The following is a 15,363-nucleotide window of genomic DNA, read 5'->3' on the forward strand; positions in this document are numbered from 1 at the left end:
CTTGCAGGGCATGGCTCAGGCGGCGGAGCGCTCCGCCGCCCGGGCGCGGTTCAGTTGATCAGCGTCGGCTTCGGCCGGTGCGTGACATTCGAGGGCAGCACGCCCAGGCGGCGGGCCACCTCGGTATAGGCATCGCTCAACGAGCCCAGATCGCGGCGGAACACATCCTTGTCGAGATGGGCGCCGGTCTCGACATCCCACAGCCGGCAGCTGTCGGGGCTGATCTCGTCGGCGACGACAAGGCGGGGATAATCGTTCTCCCAGATCCGGCCGACCTCGATCTTGAAGTCGACCAGCTTGATACCGACGCCATGCATGACGCCCGACAGGAAGTCGTTCACCCGCAGCGCCAGGCTGACGATATCGTCAAGATCCTGCTGCGAAGCCCAGCCGAAGGCGATCACGTATTCCTCGGGCACCAGCGGGTCACCGAGCGCGTCGTCCTTGTAGCAGAACTCCACGATCGGCCGGGGCAGCACGGTGCCCTCTTCCATCCCCAGCCGCTTGGCCATCGAGCCGGCGGCGAAATTGCGCACGATCACCTCGAGCGGGATGATCTCGACATGGCGGATCAGCTGCTCGCGCATATTCAGCCGGCGGATGAAATGCGTCGGGATTCCAATGCTCTGCAGGCCGGTCATGAAGAACTCGCTCAGGCGGTTGTTCAGCACGCCCTTGCCGTCGATCACGTCCTTCTTGGCGCCGTTGCCGGCGGTGGCATCGTCCTTAAAATACTGCACCAGAGTGCCCGGTTCCGGGCCCTCATAGAGGATCTTCGCCTTGCCCTCGTAGACCTTCTTGCGGCGTGCCATGGTCTCTCCACTCCGAAATTTGCCCCCGGCCCCGCCGGATAGGGGATGTGCGGCCATCACCCCGGGCCCCGGGAAGGGGCCGGCCTCTTGGCTCGGCTCATACGCCAAGCCCCCCTTGCGGGCAAGAGAGCTGGCGGGCATATGAGAGCAAGACCGCGCCCGTTCCGGGGCCCATCCAGGGGGAGTCAGATGAGCACCTTCGAAGACCGCGAGAACGCGTTCGAATCCAAATTTGCCCACGATGCCGAGATGAAATTCCGGGCCGAGGCACGCGCCAACAAGCTGCTGGGCCTCTGGGCCGCCGGCCTGCTGGGCAAAGAGGGCGCCGAGGCCGATGCCTATGCGTCTGAAGTCGTCCGCTCCGATTTTGAAGAGGCCGGCAGCGAAGACGTCTTCCGCAAGGTGAAGGCCGATCTGGGCGGCAAGGCGGATGACGACACCATCCGCGCCAAGATGGCCGAGAGCCTTCTGGCGGCCAAGGAAAGCTTCCTCAAGGAAAGCTGATCCGGGTTCGGGTGAGGCGGCGCCGCTGCGGCGGCCCGCCCCCCTCAATCGCGACAATTGCGCGATTAACCCCTCGTTCAGGCGCCTCTCCTACCCAGCCCCCCGGGTGAGCAACCGGGGAGTGGGCGTTGTCACAACATCAAAGACCAGAGCAGTTCGTAGCCGCGCGAACGGGCCAGGGCCCGTCGTGGCCGATTCAATTGCGCCGGGTGGCGCTGCCGATTGGCGCGCTTGTCGCCTGCGGCTGGCTGCTGCGCGGCGAGCTGGCGGGGCTCGATCTGGCTGCGCTTGGCGCGCAGCTCTCGGGCTTCGCGTCGCCCCGCTGGGCAGCGGCGATCCTGCTCGCGCTGGTAGGCCTCTGGGCCATGGGCCGGCTCGAGGGCCGGCTGCATGCCATCTTCGCCACCGGCGTCGAGCGACGGCGCGCCCGCTGTGCCGGCATGCTCGCCGTAGCCGTCTCACAGGCCCTCGGCCTTGGGGCGCTGACTGGCGGGGCAGTGCGCCTGCGCTGCCTGCCCGAATGCAGCCTTTGGACGATCTCGAAGCTATCGATCGCCGTCTCCCTGGCCTTCCTCGCCGCCGTCGCAGCGCTGACGGGCCTTGCCCGGCTGGGCATGGTGGCGGGCGCGGCGGGCGCCATCGCCCTGCCCCTCCTCCTCGGCATCGCCCTCATGCGGCTCGGCCCCGTGTTGCCGGGGCCGACGAAAGAGCGGCGTATCTCTGGCATCGACCTGGCCGCGATCCTCTTCTGGGCCGGGCTCGACATGCTGGCCTTCGCCGCGACGCTCTGGCTGTTCCTGCCCGCCGCCGTGCCGCCGATGACGCTATTGCTGGCAGTGATGACGGCCACGGGTGTGGGCCTGCTCAGCCAGAGCCCCGGCGGCCTCGGCGCCTTCGAGCTGGTGCTGCTGGCGCTGCTGCCCGCCGTGCCCGAGGCAGAGCTGTTGGCCGCCGTGCTTGCGACCCGCGTCGCCTATCAGGGCCTGCCCGCTCTCGGCGCCGGCCTTCTGCTTCTCCGCCGCCCGCGCCGGGCCCGCGCCCCTTCGCTCGCGCTCGCCCGGCCGAAGGAGGTGACGGCCACCCTGCAGGCCCCGCCGGAGGCGAGCTGGGGCCTTGCCTGGCAGGGCGGTGCACTCGCCCTCTCCTCCAGCGGCGCGCGGGGCTGGCACATCCGCTCTGCGCCCGGCACTTTCGCTGCGCTTGGTGCGCCGCTCGGGCGGCCCGATTTCGACGGGCTGCAAAGCCTCGCCGCCCATCACGGCCGCCGCGCCCTTGCCTACGACATCGACGCGCCCACCGCCCTCGCCGCCCGGCGTGCGGGCTGGGCCGTGCTCCGCCTCGCCTCCCGCGCCACGCTCGACCCGCAGTTGTGGAGCGTTGATCGCCCCGCTTGCCGGCAACTGCGCCGCAAGCTGCGCGCCGCCCGTGCGGCGGGGGTGACGGCGGAGCTTGCCTCCTACTCCCCGCCGCTCGCGGCCATGGGTGTCATTGCCCGGGCCTGGACGGACGCATCTGGCCGTGAACGCGGCTTCTCCACCGGGCGCTACAACCCCGCCTTCCTGCGCCAGCAGGTGGTGATCCTCGCCCATGCCGGCGAGCGGCTCGTCGGCTTCGCCAGCTTCCACTACGCACCTGGCAGCTGGTCGCTCGAGCTGATGCGCTGGCTGCCCGATGCGCCGGCCGGCACCATGCAGCTCGTCCTCGCCACCGCCGTGGAGGAGGCCCGCATGGCCGGGGTCACTCACCTGTCGCTCGGCAATGCGCCCGAGGGCAACCGCCGGCTGGCCGGGATCGACCTCGACGCCTGGCTCGGTGTCTCGGGCCTTCGCCAGTTCAAGGCCGCCTTCGGCCCGGTGTGGGAGCCGCGCTACGCTGCCGCGCCCAGCCGCCCTGCCCTCGCGCTCGGCCTCGCGGCTGCCGCACAGGCAATCTGGCGGCCCGATCCGCTGCCGGCGACGTTTCCGTTTGAAGTTCCGCCCGCCGCATGTCATTCGCTCAGCGAAAATTCCCTCATCCTGCGGGAGACCTCCTCATGCCCGACGCGCTCAGCGCCCTCCTCGCCAGCCGTGACTGGCTCCTCGCCGATGGCGCCACCGGCACCAACCTCTTCAACATGGGGCTCGAAGCTGGCGAAGCCCCTGAACTCTGGAACGAGGCGCATCCGGACCGCATTCAGGCGCTCTATCTAGGCGCCGTCGAGGCCGGGTCGGACATCTTCCTGACCAACTCCTTCGGCGGCAATGCCTCGCGGCTCAAGCTGCACGGGGCCGAGGCGCGGGCCCATGAGCTCAACCGTATGGCCGCCGAGATCGGCCGCGAGGTCGCCGACAAGGCGGGCCGCAAGGTTGTGGTCGCCGGCTCTGTCGGGCCGACCGGTGAGATCATGGAGCCGATGGGCTCGCTCACCAGGGCCGGCGCGGTGGAGATGTTCCACGAACAGGCCGAGGGGCTGAAGGCCGGCGGCGCCGATGTGCTCTGGGTCGAGACGATCTCGGCCGCCGAAGAATTCAAGGCCGCCGCCGAAGCCTTCGCGCTCGCTGGCATGCCCTGGTGCGGCACCATGAGCTTCGATACCGCCGGGCGCACCATGATGGGCCTGACGGCGGCGGAGCTGGTGAAGCTGGTGACCAAGCTGCCGAACCCGCCGCTTGCCTTCGGCGCAAATTGCGGTGTCGGCGCATCGGACTTGATCCGCACGACGCTGAGCTTCTCTGCCGCCGGGCCCGAGCTGCCGCTCATCGCCAAGGGCAATGCCGGCATTCCGAAATATGTCGACGGGCATATCCACTACGACGGCACGCCGGAGCTGATGGCCGAATACGCGCTGCTGGCCCGCGCCTCGGGTGCCACGATCATCGGCGGCTGCTGCGGCACGATGCCGGAGCATCTGCGCGCCATGCGCGAGGCGCTCGAAAGCCGCGACCCCGGCCCGCGCCCGGCGCTGGAAGAGGTGGTGGAAAAGCTCGGCGCCTTCTCCTCGGCCTCCGACGGCACCGGCGACAACGAGCCGGCCCGGCGCGCCCGCACCGGCCGGCGCCGCGCCTGAGGCGAAGAGCGGAAACCATATGGTTTCCGCCTCCGATTTCCATATGGAAATCGGTGCGCAGCGGCGATGCGGCGCGAGGCGCCTGAGCTTTCGCAAGCCTCGCCGCGGTAAGATGGAAATCGCGCGATTTCCGTGCACGATTTCCGCGCGGAAATCGGCCCGGCGGCAACCGCGCGATCAGCTGCGAACAGCGCCCTTGCCGTCGACGAGATACTTGAAGCTCGTCAGCTGCTCGGCCCCGACCGGACCGCGCGCGTGCAGCTTGCCGGTGGCGATGCCGATCTCGGCTCCCATGCCGAACTCACCGCCATCGGCGAACTGCGTCGATGCGTTGCGCATCAGGATGGCGCTATCCAGCCGCTCAAAGAAATGCGCCGCCGCCTGATCGTCTTCGGTGATGATCGCTTCGGTATGGCCGGAGCCATAAGTGCGGATGTGCTCGATCGCCTCGTCCACCCCGTCCACCAGCTTGGCGGCGCAGATCATGTCGAGGAATTCTCGGCCGAAATCATCGTCCTGCGCCTTCACCGTGCCGGGCACCTTGGCCAGATCGCCCGCCGCCCGCACCTCCACCCCGGCCTTCAGCAGCGCCTCGATCAGGATCGGCCCGTGCTGCGTGTAGAAGCGCCAATCGATCAGCAGGCATTCGAGCGAGCCGCAGATGCCGGTGCGGCGGGTCTTGGCGTTGAGGACGATCTCCAGCGCCATGGCGGGGTCGGCGGTGGCGCCGACATATGTGTGGCAGATGCCCTCCAGATGCGCGAAGACCGGCACCCGCGCCTCGCGCTGCACCAGCCCGACAAGGCCCTTGCCGCCGCGCGGCACGATCACGTCGATATATTGCGTGGCTTTTAGCATCTCTGACACGGCGGCACGGTCGCGCACCGGAACGAGCTGGATGGCATGCTCCGGCAGGCCGGCCTGCTTGAGGCCTGTCACCAGGCACTCATGGATCAGCTTGGAGGAGTTAAAGCTCTCTGATCCGCCGCGCAGGATCACCGCATTGCCGGCCTTGAGGCAGAGCGCGCCGGCATCGGCGGTGACATTGGGCCGGCTCTCGTAGATCACCCCGATAACGCCCAGGGGCGTGCGCACGCGGCGGATGTTCAGGCCGGTGGCCATGTCCCATTCGGCGATAACCTCGCCCACAGGGTCGCGCTGCTCGGCAATCGCCCGCATGGAATCGACGATGCCGCGGATGCGCCGCTCGTCGAGCATCAGCCTGTCCATCATTGCGGGGCTGAGGCCCTTTTCCTCGCCATAGACGAGATCTTCGCAATTGGCGTCGATGATGTCCTGGCGGCGCTGCCAGATCGCATCGGCGGCGCCAATCAGCGCGGCGTATTTGCGCTCTGTCGGGGCGAAGGCCAGCTCTGCCGCGGCGGCGCGCGCATTGCGGCCGATCTCGTCCATCACGGCGGGGATGTCGGTGAGGTCTTTCATGGGCGGCGTCTCCTGGCTCGGGAGAGGTTTAGGCCCAATCGCTGCCGTTGGGAATATCGGCCAGCGCAGCGGCCAGGGCCGCCTGCATCTGGCGGTCGAAACTAGTGGGCAGTCCGCTCGACTGGTTCCAGAGCTCCGACAGCCCGACGAGGGCGAGGCCCCAGGCGACAAGGCGGCCCGGCTCTTCCTCCAGCCCGTCGCCCAAGGCCTCCGCCAGTGCGCGAATACGGGCCGGCGACAGGGCGAGGTCTTCGCGGCCGACTGGATTGCGGAACAGGTTCGCCGTCTCAAAGCCGGGATCGCCGTAGAGGCCCTTGGGGTCGATGAGCTTCCAGCCCTCCGGGGGCTCGATGATGTTGTCGTGGTGGAAATCGCCATGCAGCACGACTGCAGGGCGCGGGGTGGCGAAGAGCTGGTGGGCGGCGGCCCGGGGCGCCGCGAGAAGGGGGGCGTCGCTTTGCAGCAGCGGGGAGAACATCTCTTCGAGGCAGAGGAGCGGCGTGGGGTGGCCAGTGATGGAGGGGGGCTGTCTGCCCCCCGCGCCTGTGGCGCCCCCCCGAGGATTTTCCTGGAGCAAAGACTGGGGCACGGAGTGGAGACGGCGGATCAGGGCGGCGAGGGATGGGAATGTTGTGCCGTCGCCATGGGCGCGGATGCGGGCGCCCAGCGAGGGGCCGGGGAGGTATTGCAGAAGCATGGCGCCGGGCGCTTCGGCGTAGAGGCGAGCGGCGGACCGGCCCTGCCAGTGGCGAAGGGCAGCGGCGCCGCGATGCTCATCGGCGCCGGCTTCCGTGAGGTGCTTGAGCACAGCGGGCCCGTGCGGGCTGTCGCAGCGGTAGAGGGTGGAGGAGCGGGTGGTGGCGATCTTTGTGAGCGGGCCGAGCTGCCAGAGCCGGCGGAACGTGTCCGCGTCGGGCGCGCTCTCGGTCACAGCACCATGTCGTCGCGGTGGATCAGGGCGGCGCGGCCCTTGTAGCCGAGGATCGCCTCGATCTCGGCCGAGCGGCGGGCCTGGATCAGGCGGGCCTCTTCCGCCGTGTAGCGGATCAGGCCGAGGCCGAGTTGGCGGCCGGTGGCCGAGCGGATCGTCACCGGATCGCCACGCCCGAAGCGGCCCGTCACCCCCGTCACCCCAGCGGGGAGCAGGGATTTGCCGTTGGCGAGCGCCTGCTCCGCGCCGGCATCGACGATGACCTCGCCGCGCGGCTTCATCGCCGCGATCCACATCTTGCGGGCGAGCTGCGGATCGCCATGGGCAGTGAACCAGGTGGCGGGGGCGCCATTTTCCAGCGCCTGCAAGGGGTTGTTCGGCGATCCTAAGGTAATCGCCATGGCGCAGCCGCCCTCCACCGCCAGCCGTGCGGCCATCACCTTGGTGCGCATGCCGCCCTTGGAGAGGCCGGAAAGACCGTCGCCGGCCATCGCCTCGATGTCGGGCGTGATCTTGTCGACCACCTCCAGTCGCCGGGCCGTGGGATCGAGCCCGGGATTGGCGGTGTAGAGGCCGTCGACATCGGAGAGCAGCACCAGCACGTCGGCCCCGATGGTCACCGCGACCTGGGCGGCGAGGCGGTCGTTGTCGCCATAGCGGATCTCGTCGGTCGCGATGGTGTCGTTCTCGTTGACGATGGGCGTCACGCCGAGGCCGAGCAACGTTTCCATCGTGGCGCGGGAGTTGAGATAGCGGCGGCGGTCGGCGCTGTCTTCCAGCGTCACCAGTACCTGGCCGGTGGTGAGGCCATGCGGCGCCAGCGCCTCTTCATAGGCGCGCGCCAGGCGGATCTGGCCGACGGCGGCGGCGGCCTGGGCCTGCTCAAGCGCCAGGGCACCGGCGGGCAGGCCGAGGGCGCCACGCCCGAGCGCGATCGAGCCGGAGGAGACGAGCACCACCTGCTGGCCGCGGCCGCGCAGGCGGGCGACATCTTCGGCCAAAGCGTGCAGCCAGCCCTCGCGCAAGGCCCCTGTTTCGCGATCCACGAGCAGCGCCGAGCCGATCTTCACGACCAGCCGGCGCGCCTCGCTCAGGGCTGCCATGGCCCCTCCTCCGCCTCGTCCTCGCCGCTCTCGGCCTTGCGGGCGCGCAGGATCTCGCGGCGGAGCGCGCGGAGTACGCCGGTGACTCCGTCACCGGTGACGCCCGACATGGCATGCACGGGGCCGCCGGTGCGCTCGCGGAAAGCGTCGATCAGCTCTTCGAGATGATCCTCGGGGATCGCGTCGGTCTTGTTGATGACCGTCACACGGGGCTTCTCGGCCAGGGCGCCGCCATAGGCTTCGAGTTCGGTGATGATCGTGGCGTAATCCTCGAGCGGGTCCATCGCCGTGCCGTCAACGAGATGCAGCAGCACCGCGCAGCGCTCGACATGGCCGAGGAACGTATCGCCGAGGCCCCTGCCCTCGCTGGCGCCTTCGATGAGGCCGGGGATGTCGGCCACCACGAATTCCGCGCCGTCCACGGCGACGACGCCGAGGTTCGGCACCAGCGTGGTGAACGGATAGTCCGCAATCTTCGGGCGGGCGTTGGAGGTGGCGGCGAGGAAGGTGCTCTTGCCGGCATTGGGCAGTCCGAGAAGGCCCACATCGGCGATGAGCTTCAGGCGCAGCCAGATCTCGCGCTCGACCCCCTCTTGCCCGGGGTTCGCCTTGCGCGGGGCCTGGTTGGTGGAAGTCTTGAAGCGCAGGTTGCCCCAGCCGCCGTTGCCGCCCTTGGCGAGCAGCACGCGCTGGCCGGGCGTGGTGAGGTCGGCGATCAGCGTCTCGCCGTCTTCATCGAGGATCTCGGTGCCGGTAGGCACGCGCAGCGTGATATCGTCGCCATCGGCGCCGGTGCGCTGGCTGCCCTGGCCCGAGCGGCCATTCTTGGCGAAGAAATGCTGCTGGTAGCGAAAGTCGATGAGCGTGTTGAGCCCCTCGACCGCCTCGGCCCAGACATCGCCGCCGCGCCCGCCATCGCCGCCGTCGGGCCCGCCGAACTCGACGTATTTCTCCCGCCGGAACGAGCTGCAGCCGTTGCCGCCCGCGCCAGAGCGGATCGTAACCCGTGCCAGATCTAGAAATTTCATGTCAGCTTTCGTCCCGCCCTGAGAGAGGGGGCTTACCCCAGCCGGCGCCCGCGCTCAAGCGGCAGCACCGGCGGGGCTAGTCTTGCGCAGAGGCGGCCATCCAGGCCTCGCGGGTGAGCTGCCAGTCGCTGCCCTGCTGCACCTCGCCCTTCGCCCGGCTCCACACGTCGTTACTGCCGATCTGGGTGAAGCCGAGTTTGAGGAGCACGCGAATGGCGGACTGGTTGCCGTCATAGACGCCGGCGGTGATGGCGGTGAGATCGGGATAGCTTTGGAACGTATGGTTCAGCAGGCCACGGGCGGCCTCTGTCGCCACGCCTTTGCCGGCGGATTCGGTGATGAACATATAGGCCAGGTCGCCGTCGATGAGGCTGACGATGCCCACGAACTCGCCGCCGAACTCCACCGCCGCCTCGATATAGCGGTCAGCGGGCAGCTCGGGCTCAGCTGCGTCCTCGACGCTGCCCATATCGGCAGGCCAGGGCCAGCTCTTGCGCCAGCGCACGATGTCGAACTTGCTGACGAGAGACAGAGCCTTCGGCAAATCGGCTCCGATCAAATCGCGAAGCACGAGGCGGTCGGTGAAAATACGCATAAATTCTCTTGCCGGTCGGTGACCCGGCAAACCGAATGGGGACAAATGATCGTTCTGAGGGCGCCCGAAAACCTTGGGCGGAACTGGAAAAGGCACGCGCCAGCCCATCGCAGCGGGGCTCGCCTTTGACGACAAAACGCTCAGAGAAGCGTCATGGTTTCGCCGTCGAGGCGCGCGGCCTAGACAAGTCTATCTCGACTCACAAGCAACAATGAGGCCACGATCACAGGATCGTTTCCGCTACGTTAGGTAATTGTGGTGGGACGCTACGTGACCTGGCGGCTGGCGAGCCAATCCTGGCGGCTGAGCCGGAAACGGCGGGTCGCCATGACGGAGCGTCGCGCCTTGGAATAATCCTGCTCCATGGCCTCTTCGCGGAAGCCGAGCTTGAGAAGAACGCGGGCCGAGGCAGGGTTGTCGACCCAGGCGCTGCCCGTCACCTCCTGCAGCCCCTGCGCGAAGGCTTCGGTGAGGGCCGCGGTGCCGGCCGTTGTTGCCAGGCCCCGGCCGGCCTGATCGAGCCGGTACATGTAGCCAAGGTCGCCGTCTTTGACACCGACGGTGCCGACAAGTGTGCCGCCGCGGAAGACGCCCCAGATGAAGCCGGGCCCCTCATGGGGCTTGCTCCGCCCCTCGGTGAAGGCACGGTTTGGCGGCCAGGGCCAGCCGCCGAGCTGGCGCACGACGTTCCAGTCAGAGGCGATGGCGTGCAGCGCATCGGCATCCTCCGCCTGGAGCGGGCGGTATGTGAGGCCGGTCTGGGCCGCCTCCCAGTCCGCACGGGTGAGCACGAGCTCGACCCCCGGCAAGTCGGCGCCGTGGAAAGCGGAGGCTTGCATCACGCGCCCGATCTCGACGAAGCCGAGCTTGGCCAGAAGGCGGGCCGAGGCGGTATTCTCGGTGAAGTGGCCGGCTTGGATTTTCGCGAGGTCTGGCCGCGTAGCGAAGACATGGCCAATGAGCGCGTGCGTGGCCTCAAGCGCCAGCCCCCGCCCCCAGGTCTCGCGGGCCAGCATGAGGCCGAGTGCGCCGTCGATGATGGCGGTCTGGCCGATGTAGCGGCCATCCTTCGTGATGGCGACGCGCAGGCCGCGCTCGGGCGCCACGGGCGTAAAGCGGCTGCGCGTGAGCTCCTCGTCCGCCGGATGGGGCCAGATGGCGCAGTAGCGGATGACTTCGGGGTCGCTGACCAGCGCGTGGAAGGCGGGGAAATCCCCCTCCCTCCGCTCGCGCAGCACGAGGCGCTTGGTCTCGATGCGGATGGGCGCGTCGATCACGCCGCGCCGCCCTGTCGCGATTCCCACACCTCGCGGGTCAGCACCATTTCCTGGAGGGCGAGGGTCTGCTTCAGCGGCGCATGATAGCGCGCCACGATCCGCGTTGGCGCGAAGCCGAGGCCGGTGAGCACGGCGCGCGAGGGGCCGTTGCCGACGAAATAGCCGGAGGAGATCGGCGACTGATCCTGCCCGAAGCGCCAGGCCAGCGCCGCTTCGGCCGCCTCGCGCATCAGGCCGGCGCCCCAATGCGAGGGGGCGAGCCAGTAGCCCAGTTCGGCCCCGACATCGATCGTGCCGGCGACGGCGTCGCCCGATTTCGGCACCAGCCCGAAACAGTCCGCCGAGGCCTCGTCGCCGATGAACCACTCGGCATCCGCCAGCCCATAGGGCCAGGGCGGCGTTGAGAGCCATTGCATGACCCGCCAGTCGCCGATGCCTGCCGCCACGGCCGGCGCGTCGCCCGGTACCAGAGGGCGCAGCACCAGCCGCGCCGTCTCCAGCACCGGCAGGCTCATGGTTTCAGCTTCAGCGTATAGGTCCAGGTCGGCACGGAGGCAGAGCGGGCAAGGCAATAGGCCTCGGCATCGCCCAGATAGTCGAAGCCGGCATTGCTGAGCACGCGGGCTGAGCCCGGATTGTCCTGAAAGACCTCGGCGAAGAGCTGGCAGCTGTCATGCGGGTTGGCGGCGATCAGGGCGCGCAGGGCCTCGGTGGCGAGCCCTGTGTTCCAGAAGGCCGGCGCCACCCAGTAGCGCACCTGGCTTTGCGCCCGCTCCAGCGGGGTCATCACCACGATGCCGAGGAACTCGCTGCCGCCATCGGCGGAGCTGTCCATCGCCCACACATCCTCTGTCCGGTCAGGAGCCGTGGCGCGCTTGATAAAGGCCTCGGCGGCCCCCGGCGGATAGGGATGCGGAATGTTCGGGGTGGCGCGGGCCAGGCGACGATCGCCGGCATAGAGCGTGATAAGGCCGGCATCCGACGGGCGCAGCGGCCGCAAGACGAAGCGCTCTGCCGCGATTTGCGGCTGCGTGACCTGCTCTGCAATGGTCATTGGTCTCTCCTCCGGCGGCTCGAACCCGCCCCTTTTGGACCTGTTTTGTAAAGAAGCGCGCCCCTCGAAGGCTTGTTTAGAAACGAAAAGAGGGGACCGGCTCCTCCACCGGTCCCCTCTCCTGATGTGATCTGGCGGGGCCGGCCTATTCGGCGGCTTCGGCCACCGGCAGTACGGAAATGAAGGTTCGGCCCTTCAGACCCTTGTGGAAGGTCACCTGGCCTTCGACCGTGGCGAAGATCGTGTGATCCTTGCCCATGCCGACGCCGTTGCCCGGCCACATCTTCGTGCCGCGCTGGCGCATGATGATGTTGCCCGGAATGACGATCTCGCCACCGAACTTCTTCACGCCAAGACGGCGGCCGGCAGAGTCGCGGCCGTTGCGGGACGAGCCGCCTGCTTTTTTGTGAGCCATGAGTCTTGCTCCTTATTCTTTGCCGGCCAGGTCTTTGGCCTGGTCGATCCAGCCTTCACGGTCGATGCGGCCCTTGAAGTCGAGCGCTTCGTCCATTTCGGCAACGTCAGATTCCGTCCATGCGGCGATCTGGGCGAAGGTGGTCACACCAGCGTCGTTCAGCTTGCCGGCGAGCACTTTGCCGACGCCGGACAGCTTGGTGAGGTCGTCACCGCCCTCGGCCTTGGCGGCCTTCTTCGGCGCGGCTTTCTTCGTCTCGGCCTTGGGGGCCTCGGCGGTGTCGGCCTTGGCGGCTTTCTTCGGCGCGGCCTTCTTGGCCGGCGCGTCGGCGGAAGCCGAAGCGGAAACGCTGCCCGCGCCAATGGCGGCCATGACGCCCGAGGAATCGGCGCCCGATTCCAGCAGGTCGGTCACGCGCACCAGCGTCAGCTGCTGGCGGTGGCCCTTGGTGCGCTTGGAAGAGTGCTTCCGGCGGCGACGCACGAAGTTGATGACCTTGTCACCCTTGATCTGGTCGATGACCTCGGCCTGCACGGCCGCGCCGGAGACCAGAGGCGCACCCACGGTGCCGCCCATGACGAGGATGTCGTTGAATTGAACCTTGTCGCCGGCATTGGCCGCCAGCTTCTCGACGCGCAGAACGTCGCCAGAGGCGACCTTGTACTGCTTGCCGCCGGTCCGAAGAACCGCAAACATATGTCTTTCCTTCTTAACCCGCGCCCTCTGGCCCCATCAGGCCCCGGAATTCCCGGGCCATTCGGCGTTTTGGCCTTGCGGCCGCCTCGGACAGCGCGCCCCATATGGGCGTTCATTGACGTCTGGTTGGCGATCCACCGCGCATGACGGCACCGCCACGGCAATTGCCTTGCCGGGATGCGGGCTTATCTGCGCATGTCCCTTTCAAGTCAAGCCCTCAAGGAGCTTCCATGCGCCCCATCCTGATCCCGATCCTGGCCGCCGGCCTTGCCCTGTCGGCCTGCGCCGCCAGCGACCCGAGAGACAACCCCGTCACCTGGCCCTACTACGCCGCCCGCGCCGCCGCGGAAGACCCCGGCTATGCCGACCGGCGCGGCGAAGTCGAGCGCATCGTCAAGACAGACCCGCCCGCCTTCTGGGCCGAAGTGGATGCCGGCACCGGCCCGCTGCTCAACGCTGCCTTCACCGCCGCCGGCGTGCCCCCGGCCCGCCAGCCGCTGGTGCTCGGTGCGCTCAGGGCCGACGACCAGATCTACGGGTCGAACTACACGCTTCTGATTGCTGCGTTCATGGCGAACGGGTGAGGCGCGGCGCGCGGGGCCTTTTCTGCCCCTCGCGCTGTGCTTCCTCACTGCCGACTATCCCTGCCCGGTATTAGCCCACAGGTGCCGGGCCAGAGCCCGCGCAGGTTGAGTGTCATCGGTGCTGAACTTGGCCGACCCTTAGGCCCTGCCGACTTGCAATGTAAAACGTTCGTTTTACATTGCTGTCCATGGACACCGAAGGAGGCTCTCCATGGACATGACGGCCAAGCTCACTGCCGCCGCCGAGCGGCTCTTCGACCGGCACGGCTACATGGCCACCGGCATGGACCGGCTGACGGAAGCGGCGGGCATGTCGAGCCGGACGCTCTACAAGCACGCCGGCAGCAAGGTGCAGCTCATGGCCCGGGTGCTGACCGAGCGCGACAGGAGGTTCATGGCCCGGCTGGAGGTGCAAAGCGTCGACGCCCTCTTTGCAGCGCTCGAAGACTGGGTGCGCGTCGAGGGCACGCGGGGCTGCCTGTTCCTGCGGTCGCGGGCAGAGACCGGGGGCGACACGCCCGAGATCGCCGAGGCGGTCGCGGCGCATAAGACGGCGTTCCACCAGCTGATCGTAGAGGTGGTTGCCGCAGACCTCGGGCGCGAAGACCCCGCCCTCGCCGAGCAGGTGCTGGTGCTCCTTGAGGGAGCGACCCATGCCGCCGTCTACAGGGGGGCAGATGCTGTGTCTGCCGCCCGGGCGGCCGCGGCCATCCTGATGGAGAGGGCGCGGCCATGAGCCCCGCCTTCCGCATCGGCGTAACAGGCTTCTGCCTGATCGGGCTCTGCTACGGTTTCGCCCGCTTCGCCTTCGGCCTGTTCCTGCCGCAGATCGACGCTGATCTCAGCCTCGGCCCCTCGCTCAGCGGCATCATCTCCGGCGGCTCGTTTGCTGGCTACTGCATGGCCATCATCGCCTCAGCGGTGCTGACAGAGCGGATCGGCGCGCGCGCTGTCGCCATCGGCGCCGCCATCGTCGCTGCCGTCGGCATGGCCGGGATCGCCCTCGCCCCGTCGCCCCTGATCCTTGCCGCAGCCGTGATGGTGGCCGGGTCGAGCACAGGCCTCGCCTCGCCGCCCATGGCCGCCGCGGTTGCAGCGGCGGTGCAAAAGAGCCGTCAGGACATGACGAACACCGTCATCAATGCCGGCACAAGCGCGGGCGTGGCGCTGACGGGACCGATCGCCCTGGCCATTGCCGGCCAATGGCGCCTGGCCTTCGGCGCCTTCGCCACCCTTGCTGTGGTGCTCGCGGTCACGGCGGCGGTCACCCTGCCGGCCTCCCGCGGCGGCGAAGGCGCTGGCGGTCTGCCCCCGGTGACGGGCCCTGTGCTGCGCCTGATTTCCGCGTCGCTCCTGATGGGGGCGGCCAGCACGGCCTTGTGGTCGTTCGGGGGGCAGCTGGTCTCTCAGCAGCTGGGCTGGGGGCCGACCGGAACCGGCCTTCTCTGGACCTGCATCGGCGTGGGCGGCCTGGCCGGCGCCTGGGCGGGCTCGCTCATCGGCCGCTTCGGGCTCGACCCTGTGCACTGGACGTCTCTGGGGTTGATGGCGGCAGGCATCGTCGCGGTCGGAACGGGCATCGCTACGCCTCCGCTCGCCTTGATCGGAGGCACGCTCTTCGGCGCGGCCTATCTGATGCTGACGGGGGTCTACCTCGTCTGGGGCATCCGCGCCCTGCCGGACCGCCCCGCGACCGGGCTCATGATCGGGTTTCTGACCATCGCCATCGGCCAGACCGCCGGCGCGCCGCTCTTCGGATTTCTGATGGCAGGCCCGGGTGCCGGGACGGCTGTGACCTGCTTCGCCCTACTCGCGCTCGTCGCGGGGGTCTTCCGGGCAAGACGCGGGGCTGACGGCGCGGCGGCGTAGCCTACG

The 15,363-nt window shown here is 68.7% G+C and carries 16 protein-coding genes and 1 pseudogene; 6 read left to right on the forward strand and 11 right to left on the reverse strand.

All coding sequences use genetic code 11. The features are described 5' to 3' along the window. Positions 1-50: 50 nt before the first annotated feature. Complete coding sequence (gene purC / locus ACXN5S_RS03970; RefSeq protein WP_458604104.1) at positions 51-812, reverse strand: phosphoribosylaminoimidazolesuccinocarboxamide synthase; 762 nt, start codon at positions 810-812, stop codon at positions 51-53. A 189-nt stretch (positions 813-1,001) separates the two neighbouring features. Between purC and ACXN5S_RS03975 the strand changes: the two genes are divergently transcribed. The 3 genes and pseudogenes from ACXN5S_RS03975 to bmt all read left to right on the forward strand — a co-directional run bounded on the left by ACXN5S_RS03975 (position 1,002) and on the right by bmt (position 4,362). Next, complete coding sequence (locus ACXN5S_RS03975) at positions 1,002-1,316, forward strand: DUF1476 domain-containing protein (RefSeq protein ID WP_458604105.1); 315 nt, start codon at positions 1,002-1,004, stop codon at positions 1,314-1,316. An 839-nt stretch (positions 1,317-2,155) separates the two neighbouring features. After that, positions 2,156-3,181, forward strand: a pseudogene (locus tag ACXN5S_RS03980) (DUF2156 domain-containing protein); the annotation flags it as partial. 167 nt (positions 3,182-3,348) lie between these two features. Next, positions 3,349-4,362 (forward strand): betaine--homocysteine S-methyltransferase, encoded by a 1,014-nt coding sequence (gene bmt, locus ACXN5S_RS03985; RefSeq protein WP_458604106.1) that lies wholly within the window; start codon positions 3,349-3,351, stop codon positions 4,360-4,362. A gap of 177 nt (positions 4,363-4,539) precedes the next feature. Here bmt and ACXN5S_RS03990 read toward each other — a convergent pair whose 3' ends face one another. The 10 genes from ACXN5S_RS03990 to ACXN5S_RS04035 all read right to left on the reverse strand — a co-directional run bounded on the left by ACXN5S_RS03990 (position 4,540) and on the right by ACXN5S_RS04035 (position 12,904). Next, complete coding sequence (locus tag ACXN5S_RS03990) at positions 4,540-5,805, reverse strand: glutamate-5-semialdehyde dehydrogenase (protein WP_458604107.1); 1,266 nt, start codon at positions 5,803-5,805, stop codon at positions 4,540-4,542. A gap of 28 nt (positions 5,806-5,833) precedes the next feature. Beyond that, a complete protein-coding gene (locus tag ACXN5S_RS03995) occupies positions 5,834-6,736 on the reverse strand; it encodes an aminoglycoside phosphotransferase family protein (protein ID WP_458604108.1) in 903 nt (300 codons plus the stop codon). Then, the gene (gene proB, locus ACXN5S_RS04000) at positions 6,733-7,839 is read right to left on the reverse strand and encodes a glutamate 5-kinase (protein ID WP_458604109.1); all 1,107 of its coding nucleotides are present in this window, start codon (positions 7,837-7,839) and stop codon (positions 6,733-6,735) included. The genes ACXN5S_RS03995 and proB overlap by 4 nt, the downstream gene beginning before the upstream one ends. Further along, positions 7,827-8,867 (reverse strand): GTPase ObgE, encoded by a 1,041-nt coding sequence (gene obgE, locus ACXN5S_RS04005; RefSeq protein WP_458604110.1) that lies wholly within the window; start codon positions 8,865-8,867, stop codon positions 7,827-7,829. The genes proB and obgE overlap by 13 nt, the downstream gene beginning before the upstream one ends. A 76-nt stretch (positions 8,868-8,943) precedes the next feature. Continuing rightward, on the reverse strand, positions 8,944-9,462 hold the full coding sequence (locus ACXN5S_RS04010; RefSeq protein WP_458604111.1) for a GNAT family N-acetyltransferase: 519 nt from the start codon (positions 9,460-9,462) through the stop codon (positions 8,944-8,946). Between the two features lie 266 nt (positions 9,463-9,728). Next, positions 9,729-10,739 (reverse strand): GNAT family N-acetyltransferase, encoded by a 1,011-nt coding sequence (locus ACXN5S_RS04015; protein ID WP_458604112.1) that lies wholly within the window; start codon positions 10,737-10,739, stop codon positions 9,729-9,731. After that, a complete protein-coding gene (locus tag ACXN5S_RS04020) occupies positions 10,736-11,254 on the reverse strand; it encodes a GNAT family N-acetyltransferase (protein ID WP_458604113.1) in 519 nt (172 codons plus the stop codon). Before ACXN5S_RS04020 ends, ACXN5S_RS04015 begins: the two co-directional genes overlap by 4 nt. Beyond that, positions 11,251-11,793, reverse strand: a complete 543-nt coding sequence (locus tag ACXN5S_RS04025) for a GNAT family N-acetyltransferase (RefSeq protein WP_458604114.1) — start codon at positions 11,791-11,793, stop codon at positions 11,251-11,253. The genes ACXN5S_RS04020 and ACXN5S_RS04025 overlap by 4 nt, the downstream gene beginning before the upstream one ends. A 145-nt stretch (positions 11,794-11,938) precedes the next feature. Continuing rightward, on the reverse strand, positions 11,939-12,208 hold the full coding sequence (gene rpmA, locus ACXN5S_RS04030) for a 50S ribosomal protein L27 (protein ID WP_458604115.1): 270 nt from the start codon (positions 12,206-12,208) through the stop codon (positions 11,939-11,941). Positions 12,209-12,220: 12 nt separating this feature from the next. Next, positions 12,221-12,904, reverse strand: coding sequence for a 50S ribosomal protein L21 (locus tag ACXN5S_RS04035; protein WP_458604116.1), 684 nt, complete (start codon positions 12,902-12,904; stop codon positions 12,221-12,223). 230 nt (positions 12,905-13,134) lie between these two features. Here ACXN5S_RS04035 and ACXN5S_RS04040 point away from each other — a divergent pair, with 230 nt between their 5' ends. From ACXN5S_RS04040 to ACXN5S_RS04050, 3 genes are all read left to right on the forward strand, one after another. Further along, positions 13,135-13,488: a hypothetical protein gene (locus ACXN5S_RS04040; RefSeq protein ID WP_458604117.1), complete on the forward strand. Its 354-nt coding sequence runs from the start codon at positions 13,135-13,137 to the stop codon at positions 13,486-13,488. 211 nt (positions 13,489-13,699) lie between these two features. Next, complete coding sequence (locus ACXN5S_RS04045) at positions 13,700-14,224, forward strand: TetR/AcrR family transcriptional regulator (RefSeq protein ID WP_458604118.1); 525 nt, start codon at positions 13,700-13,702, stop codon at positions 14,222-14,224. After that, positions 14,221-15,357, forward strand: coding sequence for an MFS transporter (locus tag ACXN5S_RS04050; RefSeq protein ID WP_458604119.1), 1,137 nt, complete (start codon positions 14,221-14,223; stop codon positions 15,355-15,357). Before ACXN5S_RS04045 ends, ACXN5S_RS04050 begins: the two co-directional genes overlap by 4 nt. Positions 15,358-15,363: the final 6 nt, after the last annotated feature.

The organism is Pseudoroseicyclus sp. H15, from assembly GCF_054353345.1.